Origin of the sequence: Caulobacter zeae (assembly GCF_002858925.1) — a bacterium.
Taxonomy (GTDB): Bacteria; Pseudomonadota; Alphaproteobacteria; order Caulobacterales; family Caulobacteraceae; genus Caulobacter; species Caulobacter zeae.
Window position 1 is genome coordinate 39,359 of sequence record NZ_PJRS01000040.1, and the last position, 14,631, is coordinate 53,989.

The 14,631-nt window shown below is 68.5% G+C and carries 9 protein-coding genes; all 9 read left to right on the forward strand.

Features of this window, described 5'->3' with window-relative positions; all coding sequences use genetic code 11:
- Positions 1 to 151: 151 nt before the first annotated feature.
- The 9 genes from zwf (at position 152) to SGCZBJ_RS18890 (ending at position 14,617) form a co-directional block, all read left to right on the forward strand.
- Positions 152 to 1,618 carry a glucose-6-phosphate dehydrogenase gene (gene zwf, locus SGCZBJ_RS18855; RefSeq protein WP_240621569.1) on the forward strand — a complete coding sequence of 489 codons (1,467 nt, stop codon included), beginning with the start codon at positions 152 to 154 and terminating at the stop codon, positions 1,616 to 1,618.
- 16 nt (positions 1,619 to 1,634) lie between these two features.
- Entirely contained in the window at positions 1,635 to 2,321 is a 687-nt protein-coding gene (gene pgl / locus SGCZBJ_RS18860) for a 6-phosphogluconolactonase (RefSeq protein ID WP_101719494.1), read from the forward strand.
- A 6-nt stretch (positions 2,322 to 2,327) separates the two neighbouring features.
- On the forward strand, positions 2,328 to 4,139 hold the full coding sequence (gene edd / locus SGCZBJ_RS18865; RefSeq protein ID WP_101719495.1) for a phosphogluconate dehydratase: 1,812 nt from the start codon (positions 2,328 to 2,330) through the stop codon (positions 4,137 to 4,139).
- Between the two features lie 16 nt (positions 4,140 to 4,155).
- Positions 4,156 to 5,145, forward strand: coding sequence for a glucokinase (gene glk, locus SGCZBJ_RS18870; protein WP_101719496.1), 990 nt, complete (start codon positions 4,156 to 4,158; stop codon positions 5,143 to 5,145).
- 289 nt (positions 5,146 to 5,434) lie between these two features.
- A complete protein-coding gene (locus SGCZBJ_RS18875; protein WP_101719497.1) occupies positions 5,435 to 6,454 on the forward strand; it encodes a LacI family DNA-binding transcriptional regulator in 1,020 nt (339 codons plus the stop codon).
- 244 nt (positions 6,455 to 6,698) lie between these two features.
- Positions 6,699 to 6,854: a hypothetical protein gene (locus SGCZBJ_RS25745; protein WP_165799379.1), complete on the forward strand. Its 156-nt coding sequence runs from the start codon at positions 6,699 to 6,701 to the stop codon at positions 6,852 to 6,854.
- A 306-nt stretch (positions 6,855 to 7,160) separates the two neighbouring features.
- Entirely contained in the window at positions 7,161 to 10,124 is a 2,964-nt protein-coding gene (locus SGCZBJ_RS18880) for a TonB-dependent receptor (RefSeq protein WP_101719593.1), read from the forward strand.
- Between the two features lie 97 nt (positions 10,125 to 10,221).
- Positions 10,222 to 11,742: a tryptophan halogenase family protein gene (locus tag SGCZBJ_RS18885; RefSeq protein ID WP_101719498.1), complete on the forward strand. Its 1,521-nt coding sequence runs from the start codon at positions 10,222 to 10,224 to the stop codon at positions 11,740 to 11,742.
- A 391-nt stretch (positions 11,743 to 12,133) separates the two neighbouring features.
- Positions 12,134 to 14,617, forward strand: coding sequence for a glycoside hydrolase family 3 protein (locus SGCZBJ_RS18890; RefSeq protein ID WP_101719499.1), 2,484 nt, complete (start codon positions 12,134 to 12,136; stop codon positions 14,615 to 14,617).
- Positions 14,618 to 14,631 lie beyond the last annotated feature (14 nt).

The following is a 14,631-nucleotide window of genomic DNA, read 5'->3' on the forward strand; positions in this document are numbered from 1 at the left end:
GCGATTGGTCTTATGGCGACCGGCCGACAAAGGGCCTAGGTAGGGGCCGCCATAGCGCGGTTTTTGGGGTCGGCCTCGGGCCGGACCGACCCCCATGCTTGCCAAGCGCGCACGGGCATGTCATGACAACGTTGTCATAGGGTGGACGAAATTGACCAAGAAAAAAGCCGATAACGGTGAGACGGGCCGCGACGTCCTGGTGCTCCTCGGGGGCGCCGGCGACCTGGCCCTGCGGATGCTTCTGCCGTCGCTGTATTTCCTGGAAGTCGACCGGCTGCTGCCGCGCGACCTGCGCATCTTCGGCGTCGCGCGCGGCGACCTGGACGGCGCGGGCTACCGCAAGCTGGTGCGCGAGCACCTGGGCAAGCGCGCCAATGTCGAAGAAGCCGCCTGGGAGCGCCTGGCCGCCCGCCTCGACTACCTCTCGGTCGACATCACCAAGGAGGAGGGCGCCAAGGCCCTGGCCGGCAAGATCGGCGGCCACGACTCGCTGACGGTGTTCTTCGCGGTTTCGCCCAGCCTCTATCCGTCCGCCTGCCAGGCCCTGCAGGCCGCCGGCCTGACCGGCCCGTCGACGCGCCTGGTGCTGGAAAAGCCCATCGGCCGCGACCTCGAAAGCTCCAAGGCCACCAACGCCGCCGTCGGCGCCGTGGTCGACGAGAGCCAGATCTTCCGCATCGACCACTATCTGGGCAAGGAGACGGTCCAGAACCTCACCGCCCTGCGGTTCGCCAACGTGCTGTTCGAGCCGCTGTGGGACAACAAGTCGATCGACCACGTCCAGATCACTATCGCCGAGACCGAGAAGGTCGGCGACCGCTGGCCCTATTACGACGAGTACGGCGCCCTGCGCGACATGCTGCAGAACCACCTGCTGCAGCTGCTCTGCCTGGTGGCCATGGAGGCCCCGTCGGGCTTCGATCCCGACGCCGTGCGTGACGAGAAGGTCAAGGTGCTGCGTTCCCTGCGCCCCTTCACCAAGGACAACGTGGCGCACGACACCGTCCGCGGCCAGTACGTGGCGGGCGTGGTCGAGGGCACCGCGCGCGCCGGCTATTTCGAAGAGGTCGGCCAGCCGTCCAAGACCGAGACCTTCGTGGCCATGAAGGTGGCCATCGACAACTGGCGCTGGGCCGGCGTGCCGTTCTTCCTGCGCACCGGCAAGAACCTGCCCGACCGCCGCACCCAGATCGTCGTGCAGTTCAAGCCCGTGCCGCACAACATCTTCGGCCAGGTGACGCAAGGCGAGATGCAGGCCAACCGCCTGGTCATCGACCTGCAGCCGGAAGAAGACATCTCGCTGTCGGTGATGACCAAGCGTCCGGGCCTGTCGGAAGAGGGCATGCGCCTGCAGTCGCTGCCGCTGTCGCTGAACATGGCCGCGCCGGGCGCCCGTCGCCGGATCGCCTATGAGAAGCTGCTGCTGGACGCGTTCCGCGGCGACCGCACCCTGTTCGTCCGTCGCGACGAGGTCGAGGCCGCATGGCGGTTCGTCGACGGGGTGGCCAAGGCCTGGGCCGATGCGGGCATCGAGCCGGCGACCTACGCCGCCGGCACCTGGGGGCCACCCAGCGCCGCCTCGCTGATCGCGCCGCAAGGCCGCGGCTGGAAGTCGTAAGAAGGGTATCCGCAACATGCCCAAGATCGAAGTCTTCCCGACGCGCGAGGCCCTGTACGACGCGGCCGCCTCGACCATCGCCGGCGCCCTGACCACGGCCGTGGCCACCCACGGCAAGGCCGGGTTCGCCGCCACCGGCGGCACGACGCCCGCGCCGGTCTACGATCGCCTGGCGACCCTGACCGTTCCCTGGGACAAGGTCACCGTCACCCTCAGCGACGACCGCTTCGTGCCGCTCGACCATCCGGGCAGCAACGAGGCCCTGGTGCGCCGTCACCTGCTGACCGGCGACGCGGCCAAGGCCGCCTTCGCGCCGCTCTATTTCGACGGCGTCGACCACGAAGCCTCGGCCGCGAAGGCCGAAGAAGGCGTCGCCCAGGCCCTGCCGTTCGGCGTGGTGCTGCTGGGCGTCGGCGCCGACGGCCATTTCGCCTCGCTGTTCCCGGGCAACCCCGCCCTGGCCGCGGGCCTGGATCCCGACACCGACCGCCTGGTCGTGGCCGTGCCGAAAGGCGAGCCGGCCCCCGACCTGCCCCGGATCAGCCTGACCTTCCAGGCGTTGATTCAGGCGTCGCTGATCGTGTTGCTGGTCACGGGCGAGGCCAAGCGTGAGCTCCTGGCCGGGGAGGTAGATCCCGACCTGCCGATCGCCAGGATCCTGAAGCAGGACCGCGCCCCGGTCCGCATCCTCTGGGCGGAGTAAGTTCTGATGGCCCTCAATCCCGTCATCGCGCAGATCACCCAGCGGATCATCGAGCGCAGCCGTCCGACCCGCGAGGCCTATCTGGCCCAGATGGAAGCCGCGTCCCTGGCCCAGCCGGGCCGCGCCAAGCTGTCCTGCGCCAACTGGGCCCACGCCTTCGCCGCCTCGCCGGCCGCCGACAAGGTGCGCGCGCTCGACCCGAACGCGCCCAACCTCGGCATCGTCTCGGCCTATAACGACATGCTGTCGGCCCACCAGCCGCTGGAAGAGTATCCGGCGCTGATCAAGGAAGCCGCCCGCGAGGCCGGCGCCACGGCCCAGTTCGCCGGCGGCGTGCCGGCCATGTGCGACGGCGTCACCCAAGGCCGTCCCGGCATGGAGCTGTCGCTGTTCTCGCGCGACGTCATCGCCATGGCCACGGCCGTCGCCCTGACCCACGACGCGTTCGACGCGGCCATGTACCTGGGTGTCTGCGACAAGATCGTGCCGGGCCTGGTCATCGGCGCCCTGGCCTTCAGCCACCTGCCGGCAGTGTTCGTGCCGGCCGGCCCGATGACCTCGGGCCTGCCCAACTCGGAGAAGGCCCGCATCCGCGCCCTCTACGCCGAGGGCAAGGTCGGCCGCGACGAACTGCTGGCCGCCGAGAGCGCCAGCTATCACGGCCCGGGCACCTGCACCTTCTACGGCACGGCCAACACCAACCAGATGCTGATGGAGCTGATGGGCCTGCACCTGCCGGGCTCGGCCTTCGTGCATCCCAACACCCCGCTGCGCAGCGCTCTCGTCAAGGAAGCCGCCCGTCGCGTCGCCGCCGTCACCCACAAGGGCAACGAGTGGATCCCGGTCGGCCGCGTCATCGACGAAAAGGCCGTGGTCAACGGCGTTGTCGGCCTGATGGCCACCGGCGGCTCGACCAACCTGGCCTTGCACATCGTGGCCATGGCCCGCGCGGCCGGGATCATCCTGACGCTGGAAGACCTGGACGACATCTCCAAGGCCGTGCCGCTGCTGGCCAAGGTCTATCCGAACGGCTCGGCCGACGTGAACCACTTCCAGGCCGCCGGCGGCATGGCCTTCGTGGTGCGCGAACTGCTGAAGGCCGGCATGGCCCACGAGGACGTGCTGACCATCGCCGGTCCTGGCCTGTCGAACTACCACCAGGAGCCCTACCTGGACGGCGACGAGCTGAAGTGGCGCGAAGGCTCGGAAACCTCGCTCGACGAGGCCATCCTACGCCCGGTCGAGAACCCCTTCAGCAAGGAAGGCGGCCTCAAGCTGCTGGCCGGGAACCTCGGTCGCGGCGTGATCAAGATCTCGGCCGTGAAGCCCGAGCACCACGTGATCACCGCGCCCGCCGCCGTGTTCCAGGAGCAGGAAGACTTCATCGCCGCCTTCAAGCGCGGCGAGCTCGACCGCGACGTCGTGGTGGTGGTGCGCTTCCAGGGCCCGTCGGCCAACGGCATGCCCGAACTGCACAACCTGTCGCCGTCGATCTCGGTGCTGCTGGACCGCGGCCACAAGGTGGCCCTGGTCACCGACGGCCGCATGTCGGGCGCCTCGGGCAAGACCCCGGCCGCCATCCACGTGACGCCGGAAGCCGCCAAGGGCGGGCCTTTGGCCTACGTGCAGGACGGCGACGTCATCACCATGAACGCCGACACCGGCGAACTTTTCATCCATGTGGACGAGGCGGAACTCCTCGCCCGCACGCCTGCACCAGTCCCGGCGTCCAAGCCGGGCTTCGGGCGCGAACTGTTCAGCTGGATGCGACACGGGGTCGGCGCCGCCGACGCCGGCGCGTCCGTGCTGTTTGCTTAAAGGGAACGGGAAACCCATGAACGGCGCCAACGCACACGGGCTGGGTCTGGTAGGCGATATCGGCGGGACCAACGCCCGCTTCGCCCTGGTCGACTTCGACGGTCCGGATCCCCGGCTGATCGAGCCCACCGCCTACAAGGGCGAGGACTACGACACGGCCGAGGACGCCATCGAGGACTATCTGGCCAAGGTGGGGGTCAAGCACCCCGACCAGGCCGTGGTCGCGGTGGCGGGCCCGATCGAGCATGGCGCCGTTCACTTCACCAACATCGACTGGCGCCTGTCGGAAGACAGCCTGCGCCGGGCGGGCGGCTTCCGTAACGCCCGGCTGATCAACGACTTCACGGCCCAGGCCCTGGCCGCGCCGCGCCTGAGCCCCAAGGACCTGCGCCAGATCGGCCCGCTGCCGACCTCGGGCGAGGGCGATCTGGCGATCATCGGCCCGGGAACCGGCTTCGGCGCCGCCGGCATGGTGCGCCGCCACGGCTGCGACACCCCGCTGACGACCGAAGGCGGCCACATCTCTTTCGCCCCGGTCGACGAGCTGGAGATCGAGATCCTGCGCGGCCTCCAGGCCAAGTACGGCCGGGTGTCGGTCGAGCGGATCCTGGCCGGTCCGGGCATGGAGGACCTGCACGTCCTGCTGGCCAAGATCGAGGGCCGCCCGGTCGAGGAACTGGCCGCCAAGGCCATCACCGAAGGCGCCGTGGCCGGCCGCGAGTGCTGCAAGACCACGGTCGAGCGCTTCTGCGCCATCCTCGGCTCGGTCGCCGGCGACCTGGCCCTGGCGCTGGGCGCGCGCGGCGGCGTGTTCATCGCCGGCGGCATCGCACCGCGGATCATCGACCTCCTGGAAGCCAGCGCCTTCCGCGAGCGTTTCGAGGCCAAGGGCCGGCTGAGCGACTATGTGCGCGACATCCCGACCCACGTGATCCTGCACCCGCATACCGCCCTGATCGGGGCTGCGGTTGCGATGACGCCGGACGGCCAGGCCTCGATTTCGTAGGGCTGGTTTTCCTGAGCCAGTGCGTGGTCCTCGTCCCCATCGGATCGCGCCGCTGGCGCGGCCCGCCCAAGGGCATGCTTCGACACGCTCAGGATGAGGACCACGGCCGGCGTTCTGGACGTATAGAAACCTCATCCTGAGCCCGTCGAAGGACGAGGTTTCCGCCGCGGAAGTCGCCGCTAGAACCCCCGCTTTGGGCCCCTTCGTTCAAAAAGGGGTCGCCTTGACAAGGTTGTCATGGCTTGTTGTCTCGCTTGAAGGCTGAATCAACGCCGCGCGAGGCCATTTCTTGAACGCCAAGGTTACGATCCACGACGTCGCCCGCATGTCGGGCGTTTCGATCAAGACCGTGTCGCGGGTGCTGAACCGCGAGCCCAACGTCAAGGCCGACACCCGCGACCGGGTGCAGGAGGCCGTGGCGGCGCTGAACTACCGTCCCAACATCTCGGCCCGCAGCCTGGCGGGCTCGAAGGCCTATCTGATCGGCGTGTTCTTCGACAACCCCAGCCCCGCCTACGTCACCGACGTGCAGTTGGGGGCGATCGGACGGTGTAGGACGGAAGGCTATCACCTGATCGTCGAGCCGCTCGATTCCGAGGGCGACGTCGAGGAGCAGGTGGCGCCGATGCTGGCCACCCTGCGGATGGACGGGGTGATCCTGACCCCGCCGGTCTGCGACGACGTGCGCGTGCTGGACGTGCTGGACGCCGAGGGTGTGCCGTATGTGCGCCTGTCGCCGGATAAGGACCTGGACCGCTCGGCCTATGTGCGCATGGACGACATGGCCGCCGCCTATGACATGACCGCCCACCTGATCAAGCTGGGCCACAAGGACATCGCCTTCATCAAGGGCCACCCCGACCACGGCGCGGCCCACCTGCGCTACGACGGCTACGCCAAGGCCATGGCCGACCACGGCCTGGTCGTGCGCGAGGATCGCGTCGCCCAGGGCTGGTTCTCCTTCCGCTCGGGCTTCGAGGCTGCCGAGACCCTGCTGGCGGGCGAGGACCGGCCGACGGCGATCTTCGCCTCCAACGACGACATGGCCCTGGGCGTCATGGCCGTGGCCAATCGCCTGCGGCTGAACGTGCCCGACACCCTGTCGGTCGCCGGCTTCGACGACACGCCCGGCGCCAAGGTCGTATGGCCGCAACTGACCACCGTGCGCCAGCCGATCCAGGCCATGGCCGCGGCGGCCGCCGACCTGCTGCTCAGCGGCGCGCTGAAGGGCGAGGACGGCGTCGCTCCTTCGCGCCTGCTCGACTTCGAGCTGGTGGTCCGCGAAAGCACCGGACTGGCGGCGGGGTAGGGGCGACTGTCGCTCCCCGTTTCGTCTTGGTGAAAAAATCTGCTCGCCGCTGCTTGCGGCGGGGTTGAACATTGCGATCGGCTCACCATATGAGCGTCAGAGCTGATCGCGCCCTGCCTGTCAGGCAAGTTGCGCAATGTGCTCCATCGCCCATCTCGTGCGGCGTTTCGAACGCCGCCTTCGGGCTTTCCACCCTTTGTTGAACTTTTGGTTCGGCGACACGCCGAGCCCTGTCTGGAATTAAATGAACACCAATACCGCCCGTGCGGCCGCCGCTCAGCGCAAGCCCCGCACCCAACCGCATTCGCGCGCCGTGACGCCGCCTGCCCGCACCGAGTGGGCGTGGCCGGGACTCACCCGCGCTGAACTGCGCGAACACATCATCGAACAGATCGGCTGATCACGGCCCTCGCGGCCGGCGCCAGGCCGGCCGCATGCTCGGCGCCGCGAAGCCTTTTCCCGCAAGGCTTCGCGGCTTTCAGCCGATAAATCGTACAAACACCCAAAGAGAATTTTGTTACGCGATTGACAGCGTTGTCCATTGACAGCGCTGTCGCGTTACTCCTAGGTTGCATCCGCCGACCCCCGAGAAGGGTCGGAGAACAAGGGAGGATGCGCAAGGCATCCCGCAAAACTGGCGAACTTGCCCACGTCGACACCGTCGGCGGAGATCGGCTCTCTGCGGCCGTAACCTAGGGGAATGCTCATGATTTCGAAGACTTACGCGACCCGGTACGCGCTGATGGCGGCGGCGTCCTCGGTCGTCCTGATGGGCGCGGGCCAGGCCCTGGCCCAGACCGCCGCCACCGATGCGGCGGCGCCGGCCTCGGCCCAGGAACCATCTGCGGTTGAAGAAGTGATCGTCACCGGCTTCCGCGCCTCGCTGCAGAGCGCGCTGTCGGCCAAGAAGAACTCGAACCTGATCATCGAGTCGGTCACCGCCGAGGACATGGGCAAGTTCCCCGACCAGAACATCGCCGAGTCGCTGCAGCGCCTGCCCGGCGTGCAGATCGACCGCGAGAACGGCCAGGGCACCCGGGTGCGTATCCGCGGCCTCGACCAGAACGTCACCGTCCTGAACAACGACATCTTCGTCTCGGGCATGGAGCTGTTTCGCCTGGGCGAGGGCAAGATCAACCAGACCAACTCGCTGGAAGGCATCCCGTCCGAACTGATCGGCGGCGTCGACGTCTACAAGTCGCCGGACGCCTCGCTGCTGGAAGGCGGCCTGGGCGGCATCATCAACCTGAAGACCCGCAACGCCCGGTCCCTGCGCGACGACGTCACGATCGCCGGCGACCTGCGCGGCAACAAGGCCGGCGAGACCGACTGGAACCCGACCGGCTCGCTGGTGCTGGGCTACAAGTTCAGCGACCGCTTCGCCGTGCTGGGCACGCTGTCCTACGACAAGACCGAGCTGCACACCGACGTGCTGGGCGGCGAGAACCGCGGCGGCTGGGCGTTCAACGACCGGCCGGTGGTCGGCGGCGGAACCCTCGACGTGTGGTCGCCGGAATATCGCTACGCCACCTATCGCGACCAGGAGCGCAAGCGTCTGGGCGCGTCGATCAACCTCGACTTCGCCCTGACCGAGTCGCTGCAGCTGACCGGCGACTGGTTCCACTCGGACCTGAAGATCAAGACCAGCGAAGCCTCTATCAAGTTCCCGTTCGCCAACGAGAACGCCACCTACGCGGCCGGCGCCAGCGTCGACAGCAACGGCGTGCTGCAGAGCGGTACGGTCACCGCCAACTCGGCCGAGGGCACCTCGTACCTGCAGGACTCCCAGGCCAAGACCGACAACTTCCAGGTCGCCTTGAACTGGGACAACGGCGGGCGGGTGACCGGCAGCGTGCGCGCGGCTTATTCCACCGCCGACTACGAGAGCGCCAGCGCCAACAACGACGTGCGCTACACCCAGTACACCGTGCGCAACGGCACGGCCGCGGGCCTGACGCCCAACGCCACCGCGCCGGCGACCTTCACCTACAGCTACGCCAACGGCGACAATCCGCGCTTCACGCCGGCCAACGCCGCCCAGTTCACCACGCCGTCCAGCGTGTTCGCCAAGTCGCACTGGGTGTTCGGTGAAGACACCCAGATCGACAACACCTCGATCCGCGGCGACCTGAAGTGGCGGCCGGAGTTCGGCGAGAGCGGCGACCTGGTGATCAGCGCCGGCCTCCGCTACGCCGAGCGCAAGATCGACTCGGAGTTCTGGCAGCTGCTGGCCGACTATTCGGGCAAGGGCGAGCTGAACGGCCGGTCCTTCGGCCAGGACTGGACGCCGTACGGCTACTTCCAGGACGGCGCCATCGGCTTCAAGTCGTGCGGCCTGCCGGCCGGCACGCCGGGCCGCCCGAACTGCGGCCAGACCGCCACCGACGATGGCCGCTTCGGCGCCTCGCCGGCCCTGATCACGCCCTACCAGACGGCGGCGTCGAACCCCGAGCGGTTCGAGACCCTGACGGTCGGCGGCATCACGGCGCTGTTCCAGAACCGCAGCCAGATGGAAAATCCGGTCGCCTGGCTGTCGAACCTCTATTCCTCGACGCCGTTCAAGAAGTTCGCCGACCCGATCCAGTCGTTCCGCATCAAGGAGCGCACGACGACCGGCTATGGCATGGTCGACCTGGGCGGCTCGGACGATCGCTATCACGTCAACGCCGGCGTCCGCGTGGTCCGCACCGAGCTGACCATCGACTCCAGCGGCACCCCGACCACGCCGTGGTACTGGGGCACCGACAGCTGGAACGGCGTGATCGGCAATCCGGACGCCATCAAGACCACCCGCGAATATACCGACGTCCTGCCCAGCGCGAGCGCGGTGTTCGACGTCAACGACAGCGACAAGGTGCGCGTGTCGGCGGCCCGGGTCGTGTCGCGTCAGGACCTGTTCCAGCTGGGCCAGGGCTCGGCCTTCAACTTCACCCGCAGCTCGACGCCGGGTCCGAATCTCAACCGCTTCCTCTACACTAACGGCAGCGGCGGCAACCCGGACCTCGACCCGTACCGCGCCTCGCAGTTCGACATCGCCTACGAGCGCTATATCGGTCGTAGCGGCATCGTCTCGGGGGCGTTCTTCTACAAGAGCGTCGACTCGTTCATCCAGACCGACACCGTGCCGCGCACCGTGGCCGACGGCTCGGTCGAGGGGGCGACCCTGGGCGTCTACACCGCGCCGGTGAACGGCGACGGCGGCAGCATCAAGGGCGTCGAACTGGCGGCGCAGTACGCCTTCGAGAACGGGTTCGGCTTCAACGCCAACTACACCTTCTCGGACTCCGAGACCTCGAAGTCGAACGACTATGACGACAACCTGCCGATCCCGGGGGTGGCCAAGCACGCCTTCAACCTGCAGGGCTTCTACGAGGGCCACGGCTTCGAGGCCCGCGTCTCCTACGCCTGGCGCGACAAGAGCTACCAGGGCGACTTCTCGTTCGGCTCGGGCGCGGACCGCCACAGCCTGGGCACGTGGGAGCGGGCCTATGGCCAGCTCGACGCCCAGGTCGGCTACCAGGTGACCCCGGCGATCAAGATCGTGCTGGAGGGCATCAACCTGACCGAGGAGCCCACCGGCCGTTATCTCCAGTGGGAGAACCTGCCGTTCCGCTACGCCACGGCCGATCGCCGCATCGTGCTGGGCGCGCGGTTCAAGCTGGGGATGTAAGTCCTCTCATGCCGGCGGCGGACAGTCTTGCGAGCCCGCCGCCGGCTCTTTTCCTGACACGCGCTCCGCCAGAGGGTGCGAACGGGGAGGAAACGCCATGGATCGCGCCATAGGCTCGATCGCCATCCTCGGCGGCGGCACCGCCGGCTGGATGGCCGCCGCCGTGCTGGCCCAGGTGCTGCGCGGGACGAAGACGACGATCACCCTGGTCGAAAGCGCCGAGATCCCCACCGTCGGGGTGGGCGAGGCGACCATCCCGCCGATCGTCGACTTCCTGCGGCTGCTCGAGATCGACCAGGGCCAGTTCATGGCCGCCACCGAGGGCAGCTTCAAGCTGGGCATCCGCTTCGACGACTGGCGGGTCGTGGGCGAGCGCTACTGGCATCCGTTCGGAACCTTCGGGCCGTCGGTCGACCGTCGGCCCTTCCATCACGTCTGGCATCGGCTTGTCGCGGCGGGCGACGATCCCCGTCTCGAGGCCTACAGCCTGGCTACGGCGCTCGGCGACGCCGGCCGCATGGCCTTCGCAGACGGGCAAGGGCTTGACGGGCAAGGGCAGGGGCCTCTTGGCGGCATGCGCCATGCCCTGCATTTCGACGCCGGCCTGGTGGCCAGGTTCCTGCGGACCTATTCCGAGCAGCGCGGCGTGCGCCGGCTGGAGCGGCGCGTCGAGGGCGCGACCCTGAAGGATGACGGCTTCGTCGAGGCCCTGGTCCTGGATGGCGGCGAACGACTGGAGGCCGACCTCTTCATCGACTGTTCGGGCTTCCGCGGCGTGCTGATCGAGGGCGCGCTGAAGACCGGCTACGAGGACTGGAGCGCCTTCCTGCCCTGCGACCGGGCGGTGGCCGGCCTGACCGGGCGCGACGCCAACCCGCCGCCCTTCACCCAGGCCGCGGCGCGGCCGGCCGGCTGGCGCTGGCGGATCCCGCTGCGCCATCGCACCGGCAACGGCTATGTCTATTCCAGCGCCCATGTCAGCGACGACGAGGCCCTGGCCGACCTCGAGGGAGAGGCCGGCAAGCTGCTGACCGAGCCGCGCGTGCTGAGGTTCACCGGCGGTCGCCGCAAGGCGTTCTGGAACCGCAACGTCGTGGCGCTGGGCCTGGCCTCGGGTTTCATCGAGCCGCTTGAGTCGACCAGCATCCACTTCGTGACCAGCGGCCTGATGAAGCTGCTCGACCACTTCCCGGACAAGGATTTCGACGGCGCCAACATCGCCGACTACAACAAGGCGCTGATCGCCGAGTACGAGGCCGCGCGCGACTTCATCGTGCTGCACTACCAGCCCACCCGGCGCGACGAGCCGTTCTGGCGCGAGCGGGCGGCCGCGACGCTGCCGCCGGACCTGGCCGAGCGCCTGGCGCTCTACCGCGGCACGGGGCGCATTCCGCACCGGCCGACCGAGCTCTTCACCGAGCTGTCGTGGTTCTACGTGCTGGAGGGCATGGGCGTGCGGCCACAGGCCTACGACCCGCTGGTCGATCTCTCCAACCTTTCACAGGTGCGCGAGGGCCTGGCGGGCTGGCGGCGGCGCGTGGCCGAGATCGTCCAGGCCGCGCCCCTGCACGACGCGGCGCTGGACCAGGTGGCCGGACAGAGGCGACCCGCGGCCTGAGGGCAGTACGGAACCTCGCGCAACGAAACGATACAAAAAGAGGATAGACAGCGCTGTCAAGAAATGGTGTCTGATCGATGTGACCGCTATCGCCACGCGCCTCGAAGGGGCGGCGGGCAGGGCGGTCGCGCAACGAAACCAGGGAAGGAAACCGCTTTGGCCGATCGGCGCGCGACCGCGTCGCCGGGGCCTCGTCTCCGCTTCTCGTCATTCATCCCGCTCCAGCGTCGACGCTGTATTCGTCGACGGGATGCCGCCTTCGGCTGTTCGGTCCCCCCTCCGGCCGACGGCGGTGGCTGGAGGCCCCTCCTGCAAGGGGTTGCTCCCACTGCGGCGCGGCGGGCTCGCCGCGCCGATCTTTTCCGATTTTCTCGCTTTCAAGGGCACCGTCATGAACCTTCGCCGTCCGCTCCTTCGCGCCTCGTCGCTGGCCTTGACCGTGGGCCTGGCCCTGCCGGCGCTGGCGGCCGAGCCGAGCCTGATCGCGACGACGCCGCAGACCACGGCCCATCCGGCGCTATGGCCGGCGGCCAAGAGCCCGGCCAGCATCACCGACGCCAAGACCGAGGCCTTCATCACGCAGCTGATGGGCAAGATGAGCGTCGAGGAGAAGGTCGGCCAGACGATCCAGGGCGACATCGCCTCGATGACCCCGGCGGACCTGGCCACCTATCCGCTGGGCTCGATCCTGGCCGGCGGCAACTCGGCGCCCGACGGCAACGACCGCGCCACCCCCAAGGCCTGGACCGACCTGGTCGACGCCTATCGCAAGGAGGCCCTGGCCAAGCGTCCGGGCCGCACGCCGATCCCGCTGATGTTCGGCATCGACGCCGTGCACGGCCACAACAACATCGTCGGCGCCACCATCTTTCCGCACAATGTGGGCCTGGGCGCCATGCGCGACCCGGCCCTGATCGAGCGCATCGGCCAGGCCACCGGCGAAGAGGTGGCGGTGGTCGGCGGGGACTGGACCTTCGGGCCGACGGTGGCCGTGCCGCGCGACGACCGCTGGGGTCGCTCGTATGAGGGCTACGGCGAGGATCCCGAGATCGTCGCCAGCTATTCGGGCCCGATGACCCTGGGCCTGCAAGGCAGGCTCGTCCCCGGCAAGCCGATCGCGCCGGGCCGCATCGCCGGCAGCGCCAAGCACTTCCTCGCGGACGGCGGCACCCAGGACGGCCGCGACCAAGGCAATGCGGTGATCTCCGAGCAGGAACTGGTCGCCGTCCACGCCCAGGGCTATCCGCCCAGCATCGACGCCGGCATCCTGACGGTGATGGCCTCATTCTCCAGCTGGAACGGCCAGAAGATCACCGGCAACAAGACCCTGATCACCGACGTCCTGAAGGACCGCATGGGCTTCGAGGGCTTCGTCGTCAGCGACTGGAACGCCCACGGCCAGCTTCAGGGCTGCTCGAACGTCTCGTGCCCGCAGGCGATGAACGCGGGGCTCGACATGTACATGGCCCCCGACAGCTGGAAGGGCCTCTACGAGAACACCGTGAAGCAGGTGAAGTCGGGCGAGATCCCGATGGCGCGGCTGGACGACGCCGTGCGGCGGATCCTGCGGGTGAAGGTCAAGTCGGGCCTGTTCGACCGCGTTGCTCCCCAGGTGCAAGGCAAGTTCGACCGCCTGGGTTCGGCCGATCACCGCGCCATCGCCCGCGAGGCGGTGTCCAAGTCGCTGGTGCTGCTGAAGAACGACGGCGTGCTGCCGATCAAGGCCGGGGCCAAGGTGCTGGTGGCCGGCGACGCCGACGACATCGGCAAGGCCTCGGGCGGCTGGACCCTGACCTGGCAGGGCACGGGCAACAAGAACAGCGACTTCCCCAACGGCCAGTCGATCTGGGGCGGCCTGAAGGAGGCGGTGGAAGCGGCCGGCGGCAAGGCGACCCTGGCCAAGGACGGCAAGTTCGCGGGCGAAAAGCCCGATGTCGCCATCGTGGTGTTCGGCGAGGATCCCTATGCCGAGTTCCAGGGCGACGTGGCCAACCTGGCCTACCAGCCCAACGGCAAGATCGATCTGGAGCTGCTCAAGACGCTGAAAGCCCAGGGTATCCCGGTGGTGGCGGTGTTCCTGTCGGGGCGCCCGCTGTGGGTGAACCCCGAGATCAACGCTTCGGACGCCTTCGTCGCGGCCTGGCTGCCGGGCTCGGAAGGGGGCGGCGTCGCCGACGTGCTGGTGGCCGGCAAGGATGGGAAATCCAGGCGCGACTTCACCGGCAAGCTGTCGTTCAGCTGGCCCAAGCGCGCCGATCAGGGCCCGCTGAACCGCGGCCAGCCCGGCTACGACCCGCAGTTCGCCTATGGCTACGGCCTGTCCTACGCCAAGCCCGCAAAGGTGGCGCAGCTGTCGGAGAGCGCCGGCGACCTCGGAACCGCCGCCAGCGTCGACCGCTACTTCGTGGCCGGCCGGGTTCCGGCCCCGTGGATGCTGAGCTTCTCGGGCGCCGGCGCGGTCAAGACGATCGACGCCGGGGCCCAGGAGAACGGCCGCCAGGCGACCTGGAGCGGGGAGGGCGAAGGCCTGCTGGCCGTTCAGGGCCCGCCGGTCGACCTGTCGCGCCAGACGACCGGCGACATGGCCGTGCTCGTGAGGTGGCGAGTCGACAAGGCGCCGGTTGCGCCGGTTTATCTGACTGTCGGTTGTGGCGAATCCTGCGGTGGGAGGCTAGACGTAACGTCAACGTTGTCAGGCTCGAAAATCGGCGAATGGCGTTCAGCCAAGATCAAACTTTCCTGTTTCCAGGCGGCGGGCGCCCAAATGGCGCACGTTTGGTCTCCGTTCGGCCTGAGCACCTCGGGGCCGCTGACGATTTCGCTCACCGAAATCCAGTTGGCGTCCAACGAGGGCGACGCTTTCTGTCCCAAGTAACCCCCCACCAAGAC